The 13,703-nt window shown below is 69.4% G+C and carries 11 protein-coding genes and 1 rRNA gene; 1 reads left to right on the plus strand and 11 read right to left on the minus strand.

Translation table 11 applies throughout. The features are described from left to right. Positions 1-120 precede the first annotated feature (120 nt). The 4 genes from MRBLMI1x_RS14450 to MRBLMI1x_RS14465 form a co-directional block, all read right to left on the minus strand. Positions 121-1,200 carry an ABC transporter permease gene (locus MRBLMI1x_RS14450; RefSeq protein WP_336124620.1) on the minus strand — a complete coding sequence of 360 codons (1,080 nt, stop codon included), beginning with the start codon at positions 1,198-1,200 and terminating at the stop codon, positions 121-123. Continuing rightward, positions 1,197-2,129 (minus strand): ABC transporter ATP-binding protein, encoded by a 933-nt coding sequence (locus tag MRBLMI1x_RS14455; protein WP_018188916.1) that lies wholly within the window; start codon positions 2,127-2,129, stop codon positions 1,197-1,199. The genes MRBLMI1x_RS14450 and MRBLMI1x_RS14455 overlap by 4 nt, the downstream gene beginning before the upstream one ends. A 9-nt stretch (positions 2,130-2,138) precedes the next feature. Continuing rightward, a complete protein-coding gene (locus MRBLMI1x_RS14460; RefSeq protein WP_363459574.1) occupies positions 2,139-3,410 on the minus strand; it encodes an MFS transporter in 1,272 nt (423 codons plus the stop codon). Between the two features lie 90 nt (positions 3,411-3,500). Beyond that, complete coding sequence (locus tag MRBLMI1x_RS14465) at positions 3,501-4,511, minus strand: glycerophosphodiester phosphodiesterase family protein (protein ID WP_363459576.1); 1,011 nt, start codon at positions 4,509-4,511, stop codon at positions 3,501-3,503. A gap of 164 nt (positions 4,512-4,675) precedes the next feature. Between MRBLMI1x_RS14465 and MRBLMI1x_RS14470 the strand changes: the two genes are divergently transcribed. Further along, positions 4,676-5,572 (plus strand): Bax inhibitor-1/YccA family protein, encoded by an 897-nt coding sequence (locus MRBLMI1x_RS14470; RefSeq protein WP_363459587.1) that lies wholly within the window; start codon positions 4,676-4,678, stop codon positions 5,570-5,572. A gap of 336 nt (positions 5,573-5,908) precedes the next feature. Here the strand turns inward: MRBLMI1x_RS14470 and MRBLMI1x_RS14475 are convergent, their stop codons facing one another. The 7 genes from MRBLMI1x_RS14475 to rrf all read right to left on the minus strand — a co-directional run bounded on the left by MRBLMI1x_RS14475 (position 5,909) and on the right by rrf (position 13,701). Further along, positions 5,909-7,501, minus strand: a complete 1,593-nt coding sequence (locus MRBLMI1x_RS14475; protein ID WP_018188920.1) for a sensor histidine kinase — start codon at positions 7,499-7,501, stop codon at positions 5,909-5,911. Between the two features lie 124 nt (positions 7,502-7,625). Then, entirely contained in the window at positions 7,626-9,206 is a 1,581-nt protein-coding gene (gene guaA, locus MRBLMI1x_RS14480; protein WP_018188921.1) for a glutamine-hydrolyzing GMP synthase, read from the minus strand. Then, a complete protein-coding gene (locus MRBLMI1x_RS14485; RefSeq protein ID WP_018188922.1) occupies positions 9,203-9,721 on the minus strand; it encodes a DUF3817 domain-containing protein in 519 nt (172 codons plus the stop codon). Before MRBLMI1x_RS14485 ends, guaA begins: the two co-directional genes overlap by 4 nt. Before the next feature lie 10 nt (positions 9,722-9,731). After that, positions 9,732-10,598, minus strand: coding sequence for an SURF1 family protein (locus MRBLMI1x_RS14490; RefSeq protein ID WP_363459579.1), 867 nt, complete (start codon positions 10,596-10,598; stop codon positions 9,732-9,734). Continuing rightward, the gene (locus MRBLMI1x_RS14495) at positions 10,598-11,719 is read right to left on the minus strand and encodes a GuaB3 family IMP dehydrogenase-related protein (RefSeq protein WP_018188924.1); all 1,122 of its coding nucleotides are present in this window, start codon (positions 11,717-11,719) and stop codon (positions 10,598-10,600) included. Before MRBLMI1x_RS14495 ends, MRBLMI1x_RS14490 begins: the two co-directional genes overlap by 1 nt. A 47-nt stretch (positions 11,720-11,766) precedes the next feature. Then, complete coding sequence (locus tag MRBLMI1x_RS14500) at positions 11,767-13,455, minus strand: ABC-F family ATP-binding cassette domain-containing protein (RefSeq protein WP_363459581.1); 1,689 nt, start codon at positions 13,453-13,455, stop codon at positions 11,767-11,769. 129 nt (positions 13,456-13,584) lie between these two features. Next, positions 13,585-13,701, minus strand: a 5S ribosomal RNA gene (gene rrf, locus MRBLMI1x_RS14505). Between the last annotated feature and the right edge of the window lie 2 nt (positions 13,702-13,703).

Genomic DNA, 13,703 nt, shown 5'->3' on the forward strand with positions numbered 1-13,703 from the left:
GGCGGGGCTGTCGCGGAACATCCCAGTCGGATGCCGCAGCCGAGGCTGATTGGAGGCTATGCACCCCCTGACGATCTCCCAAGAAGAATGTGCGCAGATGAGAGGATCCTCACGCGCGGCTCAGGCGATGCGCGTCCCCGGGGGCAGACGCCGCGCCGGCGTGCGGGTCCGCGAGACCGCCCACCACAGCAGGAGGGTGGCGACGATGACCTGACCGCCCAGCCCGATGAACCAGCTGGGCACGGTCGAGGCGACGACCTCCTCCGCCGTCGGTCCGTTCTGCTCGGGGTCGCACTCGTCGTACACGTAATCGAGATCCGGAGCGACCTGGGCCTGCCGGACGGCGTACTTCGTCTGACCGAACAGGTCGTCGGGATACCCGTCGACGGTGAACCCGCTCGGTGTCGCGTCGGCGAGGATGACGAAGGGGTTCGCGGCGAGGATCCACCACACGTAGTCGAAGCGGGGAATCCGAGAGGTCGTCGGCGGCCCCTCCTCCTCGCAGACCTGCTGCGACAGGTCGCTGGCGCAGTTCGTGGTTCCGTCCTCGCAGACGGGCGCGCCGGTCGTCGGATCGTACTGCGCCGTCAGGTAGCGCTCTGTGCGCTCGGAGGCGATGCTCGAGCCGATCAGCCCGAAGGCGATCGGGGTCCCGATGGTGAGGGCGGCGACAACGAGGTAGGTGGCCGCGACCGAGAAGAGCGGGCGGGCGAGGACGCCGCTGAGCGCCGTGCCGAACGCGGCGACGACACCGGTCTCGGCGACGAGGATGGCGGTCGATGCGAGGACCGTGATCGGTTCGACTCCGCCGCCGAACGTCGCGATGACGAGGAAGGGAACGGCGACGGCGGCGAACGTCAGTCCCGTGAGCCAGGCCGCCAGGAACTTCCCGAGCACGATCTCGGTGGTCGTGGCCTGGGTTACCTGCAGGGGTGCGAGCGTCGCGGCATCCCGGTCGCCGTTGATCGAGTTCCCGCTGAGGGTCGGCGAGACGAGGACGATGAGCAGCAGCGTGACGAGGACGACGACGGAGTAGACGCCGGGCCCGGAATCGTCCAGATACGAGAAGGAGAGGAACGAGAGCGCCGTCGTTCCGACGAGGACGACGGCGAAGACCCCGAGCAGGACGTACCAGGAGATCGTCCGGATGCGCTGCGTGAGGTCGAGGCGGGCGATGGTCCACAGGCGCGAGGCGTTCATCGCGCACCTCCTTCGAGGTCGAGGAAGGTGTGTTCCAGGATGCCGCTGGCCGCGGAGAACTCAGCGACCGGGAGCCCCGCCGACACGAGGGCGGTGAGGCCGGCCGCCGCCGCGGCATCCCCCTCGAAGCTGACGAGGACGTCGCGCCGGTCGACCGGCAGCGTCGCCACGTCGAGTCCCAGAGCCTGTGCGACGGGGAGGGCTGCGGAGACGCCGTCTCGACCGGCGAGGCGGATACGCCACGTCCGCGCGCGGCCCGCGGCTTCAGCGACGCGCTCGGAGCTGACCGTCTCGCCCTGCATCATGAAGACCGCGTCGTCGACGACCTCTTCGAGCTCGGAGAGGATGTGACTCGACACGAGCACGGTGCGGCCTTCCGCGGCGAGAGCGCGCAGGAGGAGTCGCAGGTCGATGCGCGCCTGCGGATCGAGACCGGATGCCGGCTCGTCGAGGAGCAGCACCTGCGGGTCGTGGACGAGGGCTCGCGCGAGTCCGAGCCGCTGCTTCTGGCCGCGCGAGAGGACTCGGGCCGGAGCGTCGCCGAGCGTCTCGAGCCCCACCGTCGTCAGCAGCTCCGTGGCTCGAGAGGTCGCCGCGGCCGGGCTCAGTCCGGACAGCCGCCCGGTCACCGAGATCGTCTCCCGCGCCGAGAGGGACGGCCAGGCACCGAGGCTGTCGGGCATCCAGCCGAGCTTCGCGCGCGCGGCAGCCGGTTCTGCGACGGGATCCACTCCCCCGATGCGGATCGTGCCGGCGTCGGGAGCGAGGAGGGAGGCGAGCATGAGCAGCAGCGTCGTCTTGCCTGCGCCGTTGGGGCCCACGAGCCCCGTGACCGCGCCCTCGGGCGCCTGGAAGGTGACGCCCCGGACGGCATGCACGTTCCCGAAGGACCGTCGCACCCCCTCGGCGACGATGCCGGCATTAGTCATGCGCTCACCCTAGGGGGTGGCGGTGTCCGATCCGGGGCGGATCCGACCGACCCGGAGGTTCAGAAGGCCGAACACCAGCAGGAGGACGACGGCGACGACGGGTGCCCACAGCGCGACCGAGGGGCCCGCCGACTCGGCCAGCGAGCCCACGATCATGCTCGCGAGCGCCTGACCGACGACGACCGACGACCCGAGGACGGCCATGACGGTGGCCTCGCGCCCGCGCGGCGAGCGGGCGGCGGCGAGCGCGTAGAGCGTCGCAAGGGTGGGGCCGATGCCGCACCCGGCGAGTGCCAGTGCCCATCCCATCGACAGGACTCCCGTCGCACCGGCGGCGAGGACGGCGCCGACGAGCAGGATCGTCGTGAAGGCGATCCACCGCCACGCGAGCGCGAACCGGCGCGGCAGGAGCCCGACCCCGAGGGCGAGGATCGCCGACCCGATGCCCATGATCCCGTAGAGGATGCCGGTCTGCTCGGGGAATCCGCCGGCCTTGGCGAAAGCGGTCAGCGACGTGAGCATGGCCCCGAAGAAGAGCCCGGTCGCGAGGGTGCCGCCGGCGGCGAGCAGGATGCCGGGACGCGCGATGCGCCGCGCAGGTTCGCGGTCGCCCGCCTCGGACGCGTGACCGGCGGTGCGTGCCGTCGGATGCAACGCGAACGCGGTGACGAAGACGAGCGTCAGCGCCGCGGCCGCGAGCACGGGCGCGGCCGGAGTCGCGGCGATGGCGACGACGCCGACGAGGACGGGACCGAAGACGAAGACGATCTCATCGACGGCGGACTCGTAGCCCATCGTCGACTCCTGCAGCCGGCCGTGCGCACCCCGCGCCAACCGCATCCGGCCGATCGCGCCGACCAGGCGGGCGCGCGACATCGGCGACACCTGCGGTGCGGTCGCACCGGCGAGCACCGACACGAGCAGGAGCATCCCCTCGGGGGTGTCTCCGTAGGCGACGGCCACGAGCGCGACGAGGACGAGGCTCTGGACGAGTGCCGCGAGCAGAAGCACGGGGCGCTGACCCCAGCGGTCTGCGGCGGCGCCGATGAGCGGGCCGGTGGCGATCGTGCCGAGCCCGACCATCGCAGAGGTGAGCCCGCCGACGGCGAGGGACCCGCGGGCGTCGACGACCATCGTGAGGACGCCGACGACGATCATCGCGTACGGCAGGCGCGCGATCAGAGCGATGGCGAAGTAGCCGATGCCGATGCTCGCCGCGAGGGTGCGGATCGGGCTGTCGCGTTCCACCGGGCGCACCGGCGTCGAATCGGTGAGGGGCATGTGTGACCTCCGTGCAGACGAGGCGTCGTGCCGCCTTGACTCTCCACGGATCAGGTAGTTACACGGGGTGCTGACGCACCGGCATCCATTCTACCGATCGGCACCTGAGCGTCCGAAGAACGCGACCCCCAGGTCCGGGTGGTCGACGAAGACCCCGTCGACGCCGGCATCCGCGATGCGCCGCCACTCCCCCTCCCAGTCCCCGAACGCCGCATCGGTGGTCCCGCGCCGGAAGGACGGGGAGAGGAACGCGTTCTCGGGTCGACACGTCCACGTGTAGACGTCGAGCCCGCGGCGATGGGCTTCGGCCACGACACCGTCATCGCCGCGCGGATCGTCGAGAATGAGGCGCTTGTCGAGGCTGATGCCGTCGACCTCCCGCGCCAGCCGGTCGAGGCCCGCCCCGGTGAGCTGCTCCGCGTACGTCGGCGCGTCGGGCCCCTGAGCGGCGAGGAGATCGTGCGCGCTGCCCTCCGCCTCGAGCAGATAGATGAAATGGGCCCGGATGCCGCGGTCCCGCATCCGCTGCAGGATGTGCTGTTCGAACGACTCGATCACGAGCGGCCGCACGCCGCTGTCCCACCCCGCGCTCCGCAGTTCCGCCGCGAGGAGGGCCGCCACGTCGTACCCGAGCGAGGCGAAGTAGGTCGCGTGCTTGATCTCGAGGACGACCCCGATCGCCCGTCCCTCGCGGTCGCCCGCCGTGGCGACCAGGTCGAGGAGCGTCCGCAGCCGAAGGATCGGATACCGGTCGTCGAAGTCGGCGCTGCGCGTCCGGAGCTTCGGCAGACGTTCCCGACACCGCAGGGCGGCGAGCTCCTCCCAGGTGAAATCCTCGACGAACCAGCCGGTGTGGTCGCTGCCGTCGACCCGCTTGGTGGTCCGGCGGGACGCGAACTCGGGATGGTCGGCGACGTCCGTCGTCGAGCCGATCTCGTTCTCGTGACGGATGACGGCCACGCCGTCCTTCGTGAACACGACGTCGGGTTCCACGGCGTCGACGCCCAGGTCGAGGGCGAGCTCGTACGAGGCGAGGGAATGCTCGGGACAATAGCCGGGGGCTCCGCGGTGGCCGATGATGAGCGGACGGCTGCGCGACATGCGCCCAGGCTAGCGAGCGGACCGGGATCGGCCGCTGTCGTGCGCCGTCACCAGATGACCCTCATAGTCCTCTCACAGCGGGGGTCCCCACCCGCGGAATGACGGTCCGATACGCTGGATCGACAGCACAGCGCTGTGAGTCGACTTTTGGAGTGAGACACACAATGGCAGCGTCCGGCAATTTTGCCTTCAACAATCCGGTCTTCCAGGAGCAGCGCCCCGGCCTGACTCCCCCGGCAGCCCAGACGAACTACGCGGCAGCCTCGCACCAGGCCGCCGACGTCGCGTCGAACGCCCAGCTCGAGGGGATGTACGCGGCTCCGACCGCCTCGTCCGCCGCCACGGGCCGCATGACGGTTGAGGACACCGTCCTCAAGACCCTCATGCTCTTCGGAATCCTTCTGGTCACCGCCGTCGTCGGCTGGGTCTGGACGCTGGCTCCGGTGAGCGTCGAGAACCCGGTTCCGACGATGATGCCCTGGATCATCGGCGCCCTGGGTGGCTTCGTCCTCGCCCTCGTCATCTCGTTCACGTCGCGCAAGAAGGTCCGGCCCGCCCTGATCTTCGCCTACGCGGCCTTCGAGGGACTTTTCGTCGGTGGCATCTCGGCGTTCTTCGAGTTCATCTGGCCCGGCATCGTCATGCAGGCGACGCTGGCCACGGTCGCCGTCGTCGGAACGACGCTGGCACTGTTCGCGAGCGGAAAGATCCGTGCCTCTGCGAAGGCGACGAAGATCTTCATGATCGCGATGGTCGGCTACATGGTCTTCTCGCTGCTCAACCTCGTCCTCATGTGGACGAATGTCCTCCCCCAGGACATGATGTTCGGTCTGCACAGCGCGAAGATCGGGCCGTTCCCGGTGGGCCTCGTCATCGGCGTCCTCGTCGTCATCATGGCGGCGTACTCGCTGGTGCTCGACTTCGACCTCGTCCAGCAGGGCGCCCGAAACGGCGCTCCCCGCCAGTTCGGGTGGATCGGCGCCTTCGGCATCATGGTCACCGTCGTGTGGCTGTACGTCGAGATCCTCCGCATGATCGCCATCCTGCGGGGCAACAACTGACCTCACGCAACGCGTAACGACGAAGGCCGTCCGGGTGACCGGGCGGCCTTCGTCGTTTCGGCGCACACCTCTCTCCGCGAGACTGCACGTGGGCCTCGAGACTGCGGCCCCGCATCGCGGTCTCGTCATACACGTGCAGTCTCGCCGCCCGGTGCTCGCTCCCCCGGTGCCGCCATCTGCGAGCGCCCGCCTCTCGCACACCGCGAGACTGCACGCGGCGCGCGAGACAGCTGCCCCGAGCCGCGGTCTCGGCGCGGGCGTGCAGTCTCGGTGATCGTGCGCCGCCCCCAGCGCGCGCCGCCCCGCGCGGCGACCCCACCGCCGGCACGCCGCGAGTCAGGACGGCAGCCGCAGGACCGCGACGGTGCCGCGCGGCGTGTGGGGCTCGAGCGAGACGCTCGCACCGTACGCCTCGGCGAGGGATGCCGCGTTGGAGAGGCCGATGCCCGTCCCCGGGATCGCCGCATCGTGGGCATAGGGGGCCCGGTAGAACCGTTCGAAGGCGTGGACGCGCTCCTGCTCCGTCATCCCGACGCCCTCATCCGCGACGGTCACGACGATGTCGCGTCCGTCCTCGTGCGCCGAGACGACGACGTCCCCGCCGTCGGCCCGAGTGAACTCGACCGCGTTCCGCAGCAGTTCCTCGAGGATCGAGGCGAGATCGCGCACGGCGATCCGGGCGGCACGCTCGGGCATCGCTCCGATCTGGATGCCGATCCCACGCTCCTTCGCGCGGGCCGCCACCTCCGTCACGGCATGCTTGACGACCGGTCCGACGTGCGAGGCACCGGAGCGGGCCTCGACGTCCCGCGTCGTCTGACCTGCGGCGATGAGACGTTCGACGAGGCGCAGCAGGCGCTCCGCGGAGCGTTCCACCGCCTCCCAGCGCTCGGTCTCAGGGGAACCGTTCATCAGAGCGATGTCGGTATGACCCAGGATGACGGTGAGCGGCGTGCGGAACTCATGGCCGACGGTGCTCAGGAATCGGTCGCGGACTTCGACGGCGTTGACGAGTTCGGTGACGTCCTGACCGACGATAACGATGCCGACCTCGTCGCCGCCCGCAACGACAGGACGGACGATGACCTGCATGACGCGACGCGGATCGCCGCCGAACTCGACGGTGCGGGGCGCCGCGAAGTCGCCGGAGCGGACGCGCTCGACGAAGTCCGCCGACGTCGCTTCGAGCGGCATCGAGGGATCCGCCCGCCAGATGAGCGACGCGAAGCCGTCCCGGTCGACGTCGTCGATCCCGGACCTGCCACTGATCTCGGCGGCGACGGCGTTCAGCAGGATGGGGCGCCCGTCCGATCCGAAGACCGCGACGGCGTTGTCCGTCGCGTCGAGCGTCGCCCGCAGCATGGCGGTGTCGCGCCCCGACAGACGCATAGCGTGCTCCAGCTCCGTCGAGACGCTCTGCATCGTCTCCCGCATTCGGGCCAGATGCCGCGCGATGATGCCGACGGTGACGGCGACGAAGGCTGAGAGGATCGGCAAGGCCAGGATCGACACGATGTCCTGGACACCTTGGATGCCGCCGGTGGCCAGCACCTGCACGAGGGGTCCGAGCGCGGTCAGCAGGACGCCTGCTGCGGCGAGGGCAGGGGGGAACGCGAAGGCGAGCCACCCGAGCGGGAAGATGATGAGCATCGACGCCGAGGGCAGCACATCGACGCCGGCATCCCTCACCGGCACGCAGGCCACGATCTGCAGCAGCGGCACCACCGCGAGCCATCCGGTGTGCCGCGACGGCTGCACGAGCCAGATCGCGGTCATCGCCGCCGTACTGAGCACGATGACACCGAATCCGGCGAGCAGCAGCGGGGTGACCCGCTCACTGTCGATGGTCCCGAGGATGAGCACCACGATGAGGCTGGCGGCGGCCAGGACGAACTGCGCGTACGGCTGCGTGCGCGAACGCTCGATCAACGCCTCACCCCCTCCTCAGACGGCGGTGCAGAAAGGGGCTGGGTCCCGCGCTCACTCTGATGGTGAGGCACGGGCCGTGTCAAGAGGCGGTGGAGTGCACCGTCACGGGGGCGACCCCCGTGACTCACTCCCACTCGATGGTCCCCGGGGGCTTCGACGTGACGTCGAGCACCACCCGGTTGACCTCGCGCACCTCGTTCGTGATGCGGTTGCTGATCTTCGAGAGCACGTCGTAGGGCAGTCGCGTCCAGTCCGCCGTCATGGCGTCCTCGCTCGACACCGGACGGAGGACGATCGGGTGCCCGTAGGTCCGGCCGTCGCCCTGAACACCGACAGAGCGGACATCGGCGAGCAGCACCACGGGGCACTGCCAGATCTCGCCGTCGAGGCCCGCCTTCGTCAGCTCGGCACGGGCGATGGCATCGGCGTCACGCAGGATCTCGAGACGGTCAGCGGTGACCTCGCCCACGATGCGGATTCCGAGGCCGGGCCCCGGAAACGGCTGGCGGCCGACGATCGCTTCGGGCAGCCCGAGCTCGCGACCGATCGCACGGACCTCGTCCTTGAAGAGGGTCCGGAGCGGCTCGACGAGTTCGAACTGAAGGTCCTCCGGCAGGCCGCCGACGTTGTGGTGGCTTTTGATGTTCGCCGTACCGGCGCCACCGCCGGACTCGACGACGTCGGGGTACAGCGTGCCCTGCACGAGGAACCCGATGGGATCGCCGTCCGCGGCAGCCTCGGCGATCAGATCGGACTGCACCTTCTCGAAGGCGCGGATGAACTCGCGGCCGATGATCTTGCGCTTCTGCTCGGGGTCGCTGACGCCGGCGAGGGCGTCCAGGAACGTCTCCCGGGCGTCGACGGTGATCAGACGCACGCCGGTCGACGCGACGTAATCGTTCTCGACCTGCTCGCGCTCACCCTTGCGGAGGAGGCCGTGGTCGATGAAGACGGCCGTCAGCTGATCGCCGACCGCCTTGTGGACGAGCGCCGTCGAGACCGCGGAGTCCACACCGCCGGAGAGCGCCGAGATGACGCGACCCGTGCCGACCTGCGCGCGGATCTTCTGGATCTGCTCGGCGATGACGTTGTCGCTGTTCCAGTCCGCGGGGAGGCCCGCGGCCTTGTGCAGGAAGTTCTCGATCACGCGCTGGCCGTGGTCGGAGTGCTTGACCTCGGGGTGCCACTGCACGCCGTAGAACTTGCGCACGTCGTCGGCGAAGGCGGCAACGGGGGTTGCGGCGGTCCGGGCGAGCACCTGGAAGCCGTCGGGGGCAGCGCTGACCTGGTCGCCGTGGCTCATCCAGACGTTCTGGTCGACCGGCTGTCCGTCGAGGAGCACGTTGTCGGTGACGATCGTGGCATCCGTCGCACCGTATTCGCGCAGTCCCGTGTTGGCGACGTCACCGCCGAGCGTCTTCGCCATGACCTGGAAGCCGTAGCAGATGCCGAGGGTCGGGATGCCGAGGTCGAACACGCCGGCATCGAGCTGCGGCGCGCCCTCCTCGTACACCGAGGACGGGCCGCCCGAGAGGATGATGCCCACCGGGTTCTTCTCGGCGATCTCCGAGGCCGTCGCGGTGTGCGGGACCAGCTCGCTGTAGACGCCGGCTTCGCGGACGCGACGGGCGATCAGCTGCGCGTACTGGGCGCCGAAGTCGACGACCAGGACGGGGCGCTGGGAGGTTTCGGTCTGCTCTGTCACCGGGTCTCCGTGGGGGTCTCGAGGGGGGTGGATGCCGCGGCTTCACGCGTGGCCAGGTACTCCCTGACCTCGCGCGCGACCTTCGACTCCATGAAGAAGGACAAGAGGGGCACGATGCCCCCGAGGGCCAGGACGATGAAGCGCGGGAAGCGCCAGCGCATCAGGCTCCAGACGCGGAAGCACGCGAAGAGGTACACGACGTAGAACCAGCCGTGGACGATGAGGATCGCGAGCGAGATGTTCACGCCGTCGCCCGTCGACACGATGTCGCACGTGCTGCTTCCCGGGACGAACAGCGAGTACCACTCGCAGTCCGGGCTCGGGATCGCGGTGGCGAACCACAGCAACCCGCCCGACCCACCCGCGAAGAGCTCGACGTGCAGGGGCGTGTACTTGAGGACCATCTCGGTGACCAGCAGGAGCAGGCCCACACCGGTGATGATCGAGGCGATCTGGTAGAACTTCAGGGCGCCGCGGATCGCCGGAAAAGAGGCGAGTTTGGGCTGAACGGGCATGGCTTCCAGTCTACGGGCGCGAAGGGAGCTGCTCAGCCGCGTCGGAGTCGGGATAGCCCTCGGTGAGAAGTTCGACTTCCTTCTCCCACGCATCGCGCGCGAGTCGGTACCACATGTAGAACGCGAAGCCGGCGAACACCGCCCACTCGATGGCGTAGAAGATGTTGAGCCAGTTGACCGAGGACAGCTCCGTCGGAGCGGGCGAGTGGATCTCCTGCAGTCCCCCGAAGGCCTCGGACGACACGAGGTACGGACGGTAGACGTCGATCCCCTGCGCATCGCTCCACTGCGAGAGCAGCGCAGCGGGCGACATGGCCGCGATCTCGAAGGGGCTGCCGTTCCGCGGCGGTTCCTTCGCGCCCTCGTCCGAGATGAGCCGGCCCGTCAGGTCGACCTTCTGCGGGGCGTCCTCGTTCAGAGCGGAGGCCGCAGCATCCGCCGCCGATCGATCCGCGGTGAACCCGACGGCCACTGCCAGCGACGTCGGACCGTCCACACCCGGCGTGGCCGGGTCGACACGGAACTGACCAGCCACCCAGAAGCCGGGCTCGCCGTCGTCGTAGCGCGACGTGACGACGCGGAAGTCTCCCGCGACGAAGGATCCGGACACGTCGACGCGCTGCCCGACGAGGGGTTCCGCCAGATAGACGCCGGGGGCGACGACGTCGCCCAGGGGGCGGACCTTCTCCGTCGCGCCGGCGGCGGGAGGGTTCGTGTCGATCGCGTTGCCGAGCTGCCACTGCCCGAGCCACGCGAAGATCCCGGCGACGAGCAGGGCGAGGCCCAGCATCCCGATCCAGAAGGGTCGGACCATGACTTCCCGCAGCGTCGGCGGGAAGACGTCGGGGACGTCGTCGACGGCGGGAGTGGTGGTCATCAGTGGGACGACGCGTACGGCGCGACAACGACCTCGACGCGCTGGAACTCCTTGAGATCGGAGTATCCGGTCGTCGCCATCGACTTCCGCAGTGCGCCGATGAGGTTGGCCGTTCCGTCGGCGACGGGGGCCGGGCCGTACAGGATCTCCTCGAGCGGCGAGACCTGTCCGACCTCGACGCGCGTGCCGCGCGGCAGCTTCGCGTGGTGCGATTCGGGTCCCCAGTGGTAGCCGCGTCCGGGGGCGTCGGTGGCGCGGGCGAGGGCGACGCCGAGCATGACGGCGTCCGCGCCCATCGCGAGCGCCTTCACGATGTCGCCCGAGGTGCCCACCCCGCCGTCGGCGATGACGTGAACGTAGCGCCCGCCGGACTCGTCGAGGTAGTCGCGACGCGCACCCGCGACATCCGCGACGGCCGTGGCCATCGGCGCGTGCAGGCCGAGCGTCGCACGGGTGGTGGATGCCGCTCCCCCACCGAATCCGACGAGGACACCCGCCGCGCCGGTGCGCATGAGGTGCAGGGCGGCGGTGTAGGTCGCCGCGCCTCCGACGATCACGGGGACGTCGAGGTCGTAGATGAACTTCTTGAGGTTGAGGGGCTCATCGACGCTCGAGACGTGCTCCGCCGAGACGGTGGTGCCGCGGATGACGAAAAGGTCGACGCCCGCCGCGACGACGGTCTCGTAGAGATCCTGCGTGCGCTGGGGGGTGAGCGCGCCGGCGACGGTCACGCCGGCGGCGCGGATCTCCGCAAGACGATCGCGCACGAGCTCAGGCTTGATCGGCGCCGAGTATAGCTCCTGCATGCGACGCGTCGCTCCGTCCGCCGGCAGCGCGGCGATCTCGGCCAGGAGCGGTTCTGGGTCGTCGTACCGGGTCCAGAGCCCCTCGAGGTCGAGCACACCGAGTCCGCCGAGCTGGCCGAGCATGATGGCCGTCCGAGGGCTCATGACCGAATCCATCGGTGCGCCCAGGACAGGGATGCCGAAGCTGTAGGCATCGATCGACCAGGAGGTCGAGACGTCCTCGGGGTTGCGCGTGCGCCGCGAGGGCACCACAGCGATGTCGTCGAAGGCGTACGCGCGACGCGCGCGCTTGGCGCGGCCGAGCTCGATTTCCATGGTCACCATCCCAGCCTACCGTCGAGCCCTCTCCCCTGCCCCGCCCGTCAGCGGACTCGGCTCACGCGCTGCTCGTCCCAGACCGGCGCGTCCGATTCGTACACCTCTCCGTCGGAACCGAAGACGACGAAGCGATCGAAGGATCGCGCGAACCAGCGGTCGTGCGTCACGGCGAGCACGGTGCCCTCGAACGACGCCAGGGCGCTCTCCAGTGCTTCGGCGGACACGAGGTCGAGGTTGTCCGTCGGCTCGTCCAGCAGGAGCAATGTCGCCCCCGAGAGCTCGAGCAGGAGGATCTGAAAGCGCGCCTGCTGGCCTCCGGACAGCTGATCGAAGGCCTGTTCCGCCTGCGCGACGAGCCCGTAGCGGTCAAGTGCCGAACTGGCGGCGTCCCGCGGCATCCCGTTCCGATCGCTGTCCCCGCGGTGCAGGATGTCGAGCAGGGTCCGGCCCGTGTATTCGGGATGCTGGTGGGTCTGGGCGAACCAGCCGGGCACGACGCGGGCCCCGAGGCTGACGCGGCCGGCGTGCTCCACTCGCTCGAGGGCTGATCCCGCGTCGGTCACATGGCCCAGCAGCGCGTCGGGGTCGGTGCCGCCGCCGGCGAGGAGGCGAAGGAAGTGGGACTTCCCCGACCCGTTGGAGCCGAGGACGGCGACCCTGTCACCGAACCACACCTCCAGATCGAACGGCTTCATCAATCCGCTCAACTCGAGGGATTCGGCGACCACGGCCCGCTTTCCGGTCCGGGCGCCTCGCAACCGCAGGTCGAGACGCTGCTCGATCGGACGGGCTTCGGGCGGCCCCGCATCCTCGAACCTCCGCAGCCGCGTCTGAGCAGCGCGGTAGCGAGACGCGAACTCGTCGCTCGCTGCCGCTTTCACCTTCATGTCCGCGACGAACTTCTTCAGGGCGGCGTGCTGCTCATCCCACCGTCGGCGCAACTCGTCGAGCCGCGACATCCGTTCCTCACGGGCTCGGTGGTACGTGCCGAAGCCGCCGCCGTGCACCCACGCGGAACTGCCTGCCGGGCCCGCCTCGAGGGTGACGATGCGGTCCGCCGCACGGGCGAGGAGTTCGCGATCGTGCGAGATGAGGAGCACGGTCTTCGCCGTTTCGCGGAGGCGCTCCTCGAGCCAGCGCTTACCGGGTACGTCGAGGTAGTTGTCGGGCTCATCGAGCAGCAGCACCTGATCCGTGCCACGCAGCAACGCCTCGAGCGTCAGGCGCTTCTGTTCTCCGCCCGAGAGGGTGACGAGCTCCCGGTAGCGAGCTCGATCGAACGGGATGCCGAGGGCTGCGATCGTGCAGGTATCCCACACCGTCTCGTATTCGTATCCACCGGCATCGGCGTAGTCGGCGATGCCGCCGGCATACCGCATCTGTGACTCGAGGGAGTCGGCCATGATGACGGCGTTCTCGGCGTCCTCGAGTTCCCTCGCCGCCTGGGAGATGCGAGCGGGCGCAACCGCGACCAGCAGATCGTGGACGGTGCTGCCCGCAGCGCCGTGGCCGATGAACTGGTCCATGACTCCGAGCGCACCATCGATCGTGACGACGCCCGCATGCGGAGACACGTCGCCCCGGACGATTCTCATCAGGGTGGACTTTCCGGCACCGTTCTGGCCGATGAGCGCCGTCGTCTTCCCCGACGGCACCCGAAAGGTGACGTCGTCGAGGAGTGGGCGCCCGTCGGGCAGAGAGAGTGAGACGTTCTGAACGTCGATGTGCGACACGAGATGGTCCTTCCGCTCCGAGAGCGGAGCCGACCAGCTTATCCGAGAAGTCGCTGTCCCCGAAAGGAAAAGTGCACGTTAACCACGAAAGCCCCGACCAGCATTGGTCGGGGCTTTCGATCGAAAGAAGTCCGGCGGTGTCCTACTCTCCCACAGGGTCCCCCCTGCAGTACCATCGGCGCTGTGAGGCTTAGCTTCCGGGTTCGGAATGTAACCGGGCGTTTCCCTCACGCTATGGCCGCCGAAAC

This window comes from Microbacterium sp. LMI1x-1-1.1 (assembly GCF_040676205.1).
Lineage (GTDB): Bacteria > Actinomycetota > Actinomycetes > Actinomycetales > Microbacteriaceae > Microbacterium > Microbacterium aquilitoris.

Coding starts and splice junctions, on each gene's coding strand:
- MRBLMI1x_RS14450 (WP_336124620.1), bottom strand. CDS start 1,200: ATGAACGCCTCGCGCCTGTGGACCATCGCCCGCCTCGACCTCACGCAG.
- MRBLMI1x_RS14455 (WP_018188916.1), bottom strand. CDS start 2,129: ATGACTAATGCCGGCATCGTCGCCGAGGGGGTGCGACGGTCCTTCGGG.
- MRBLMI1x_RS14460 (WP_363459574.1), bottom strand. CDS start 3,410: ATGCCCCTCACCGATTCGACGCCGGTGCGCCCGGTGGAACGCGACAGC.
- MRBLMI1x_RS14465 (WP_363459576.1), bottom strand. CDS start 4,511: ATGTCGCGCAGCCGTCCGCTCATCATCGGCCACCGCGGAGCCCCCGGC.
- MRBLMI1x_RS14470 (WP_363459587.1), top strand. CDS start 4,676: ATGGCAGCGTCCGGCAATTTTGCCTTCAACAATCCGGTCTTCCAGGAG.
- MRBLMI1x_RS14485 (WP_018188922.1), bottom strand. CDS start 9,721: ATGCCCGTTCAGCCCAAACTCGCCTCTTTTCCGGCGATCCGCGGCGCC.
- MRBLMI1x_RS14490 (WP_363459579.1), bottom strand. CDS start 10,598: ATGACCACCACTCCCGCCGTCGACGACGTCCCCGACGTCTTCCCGCCG.
- MRBLMI1x_RS14495 (WP_018188924.1), bottom strand. CDS start 11,719: ATGGAAATCGAGCTCGGCCGCGCCAAGCGCGCGCGTCGCGCGTACGCC.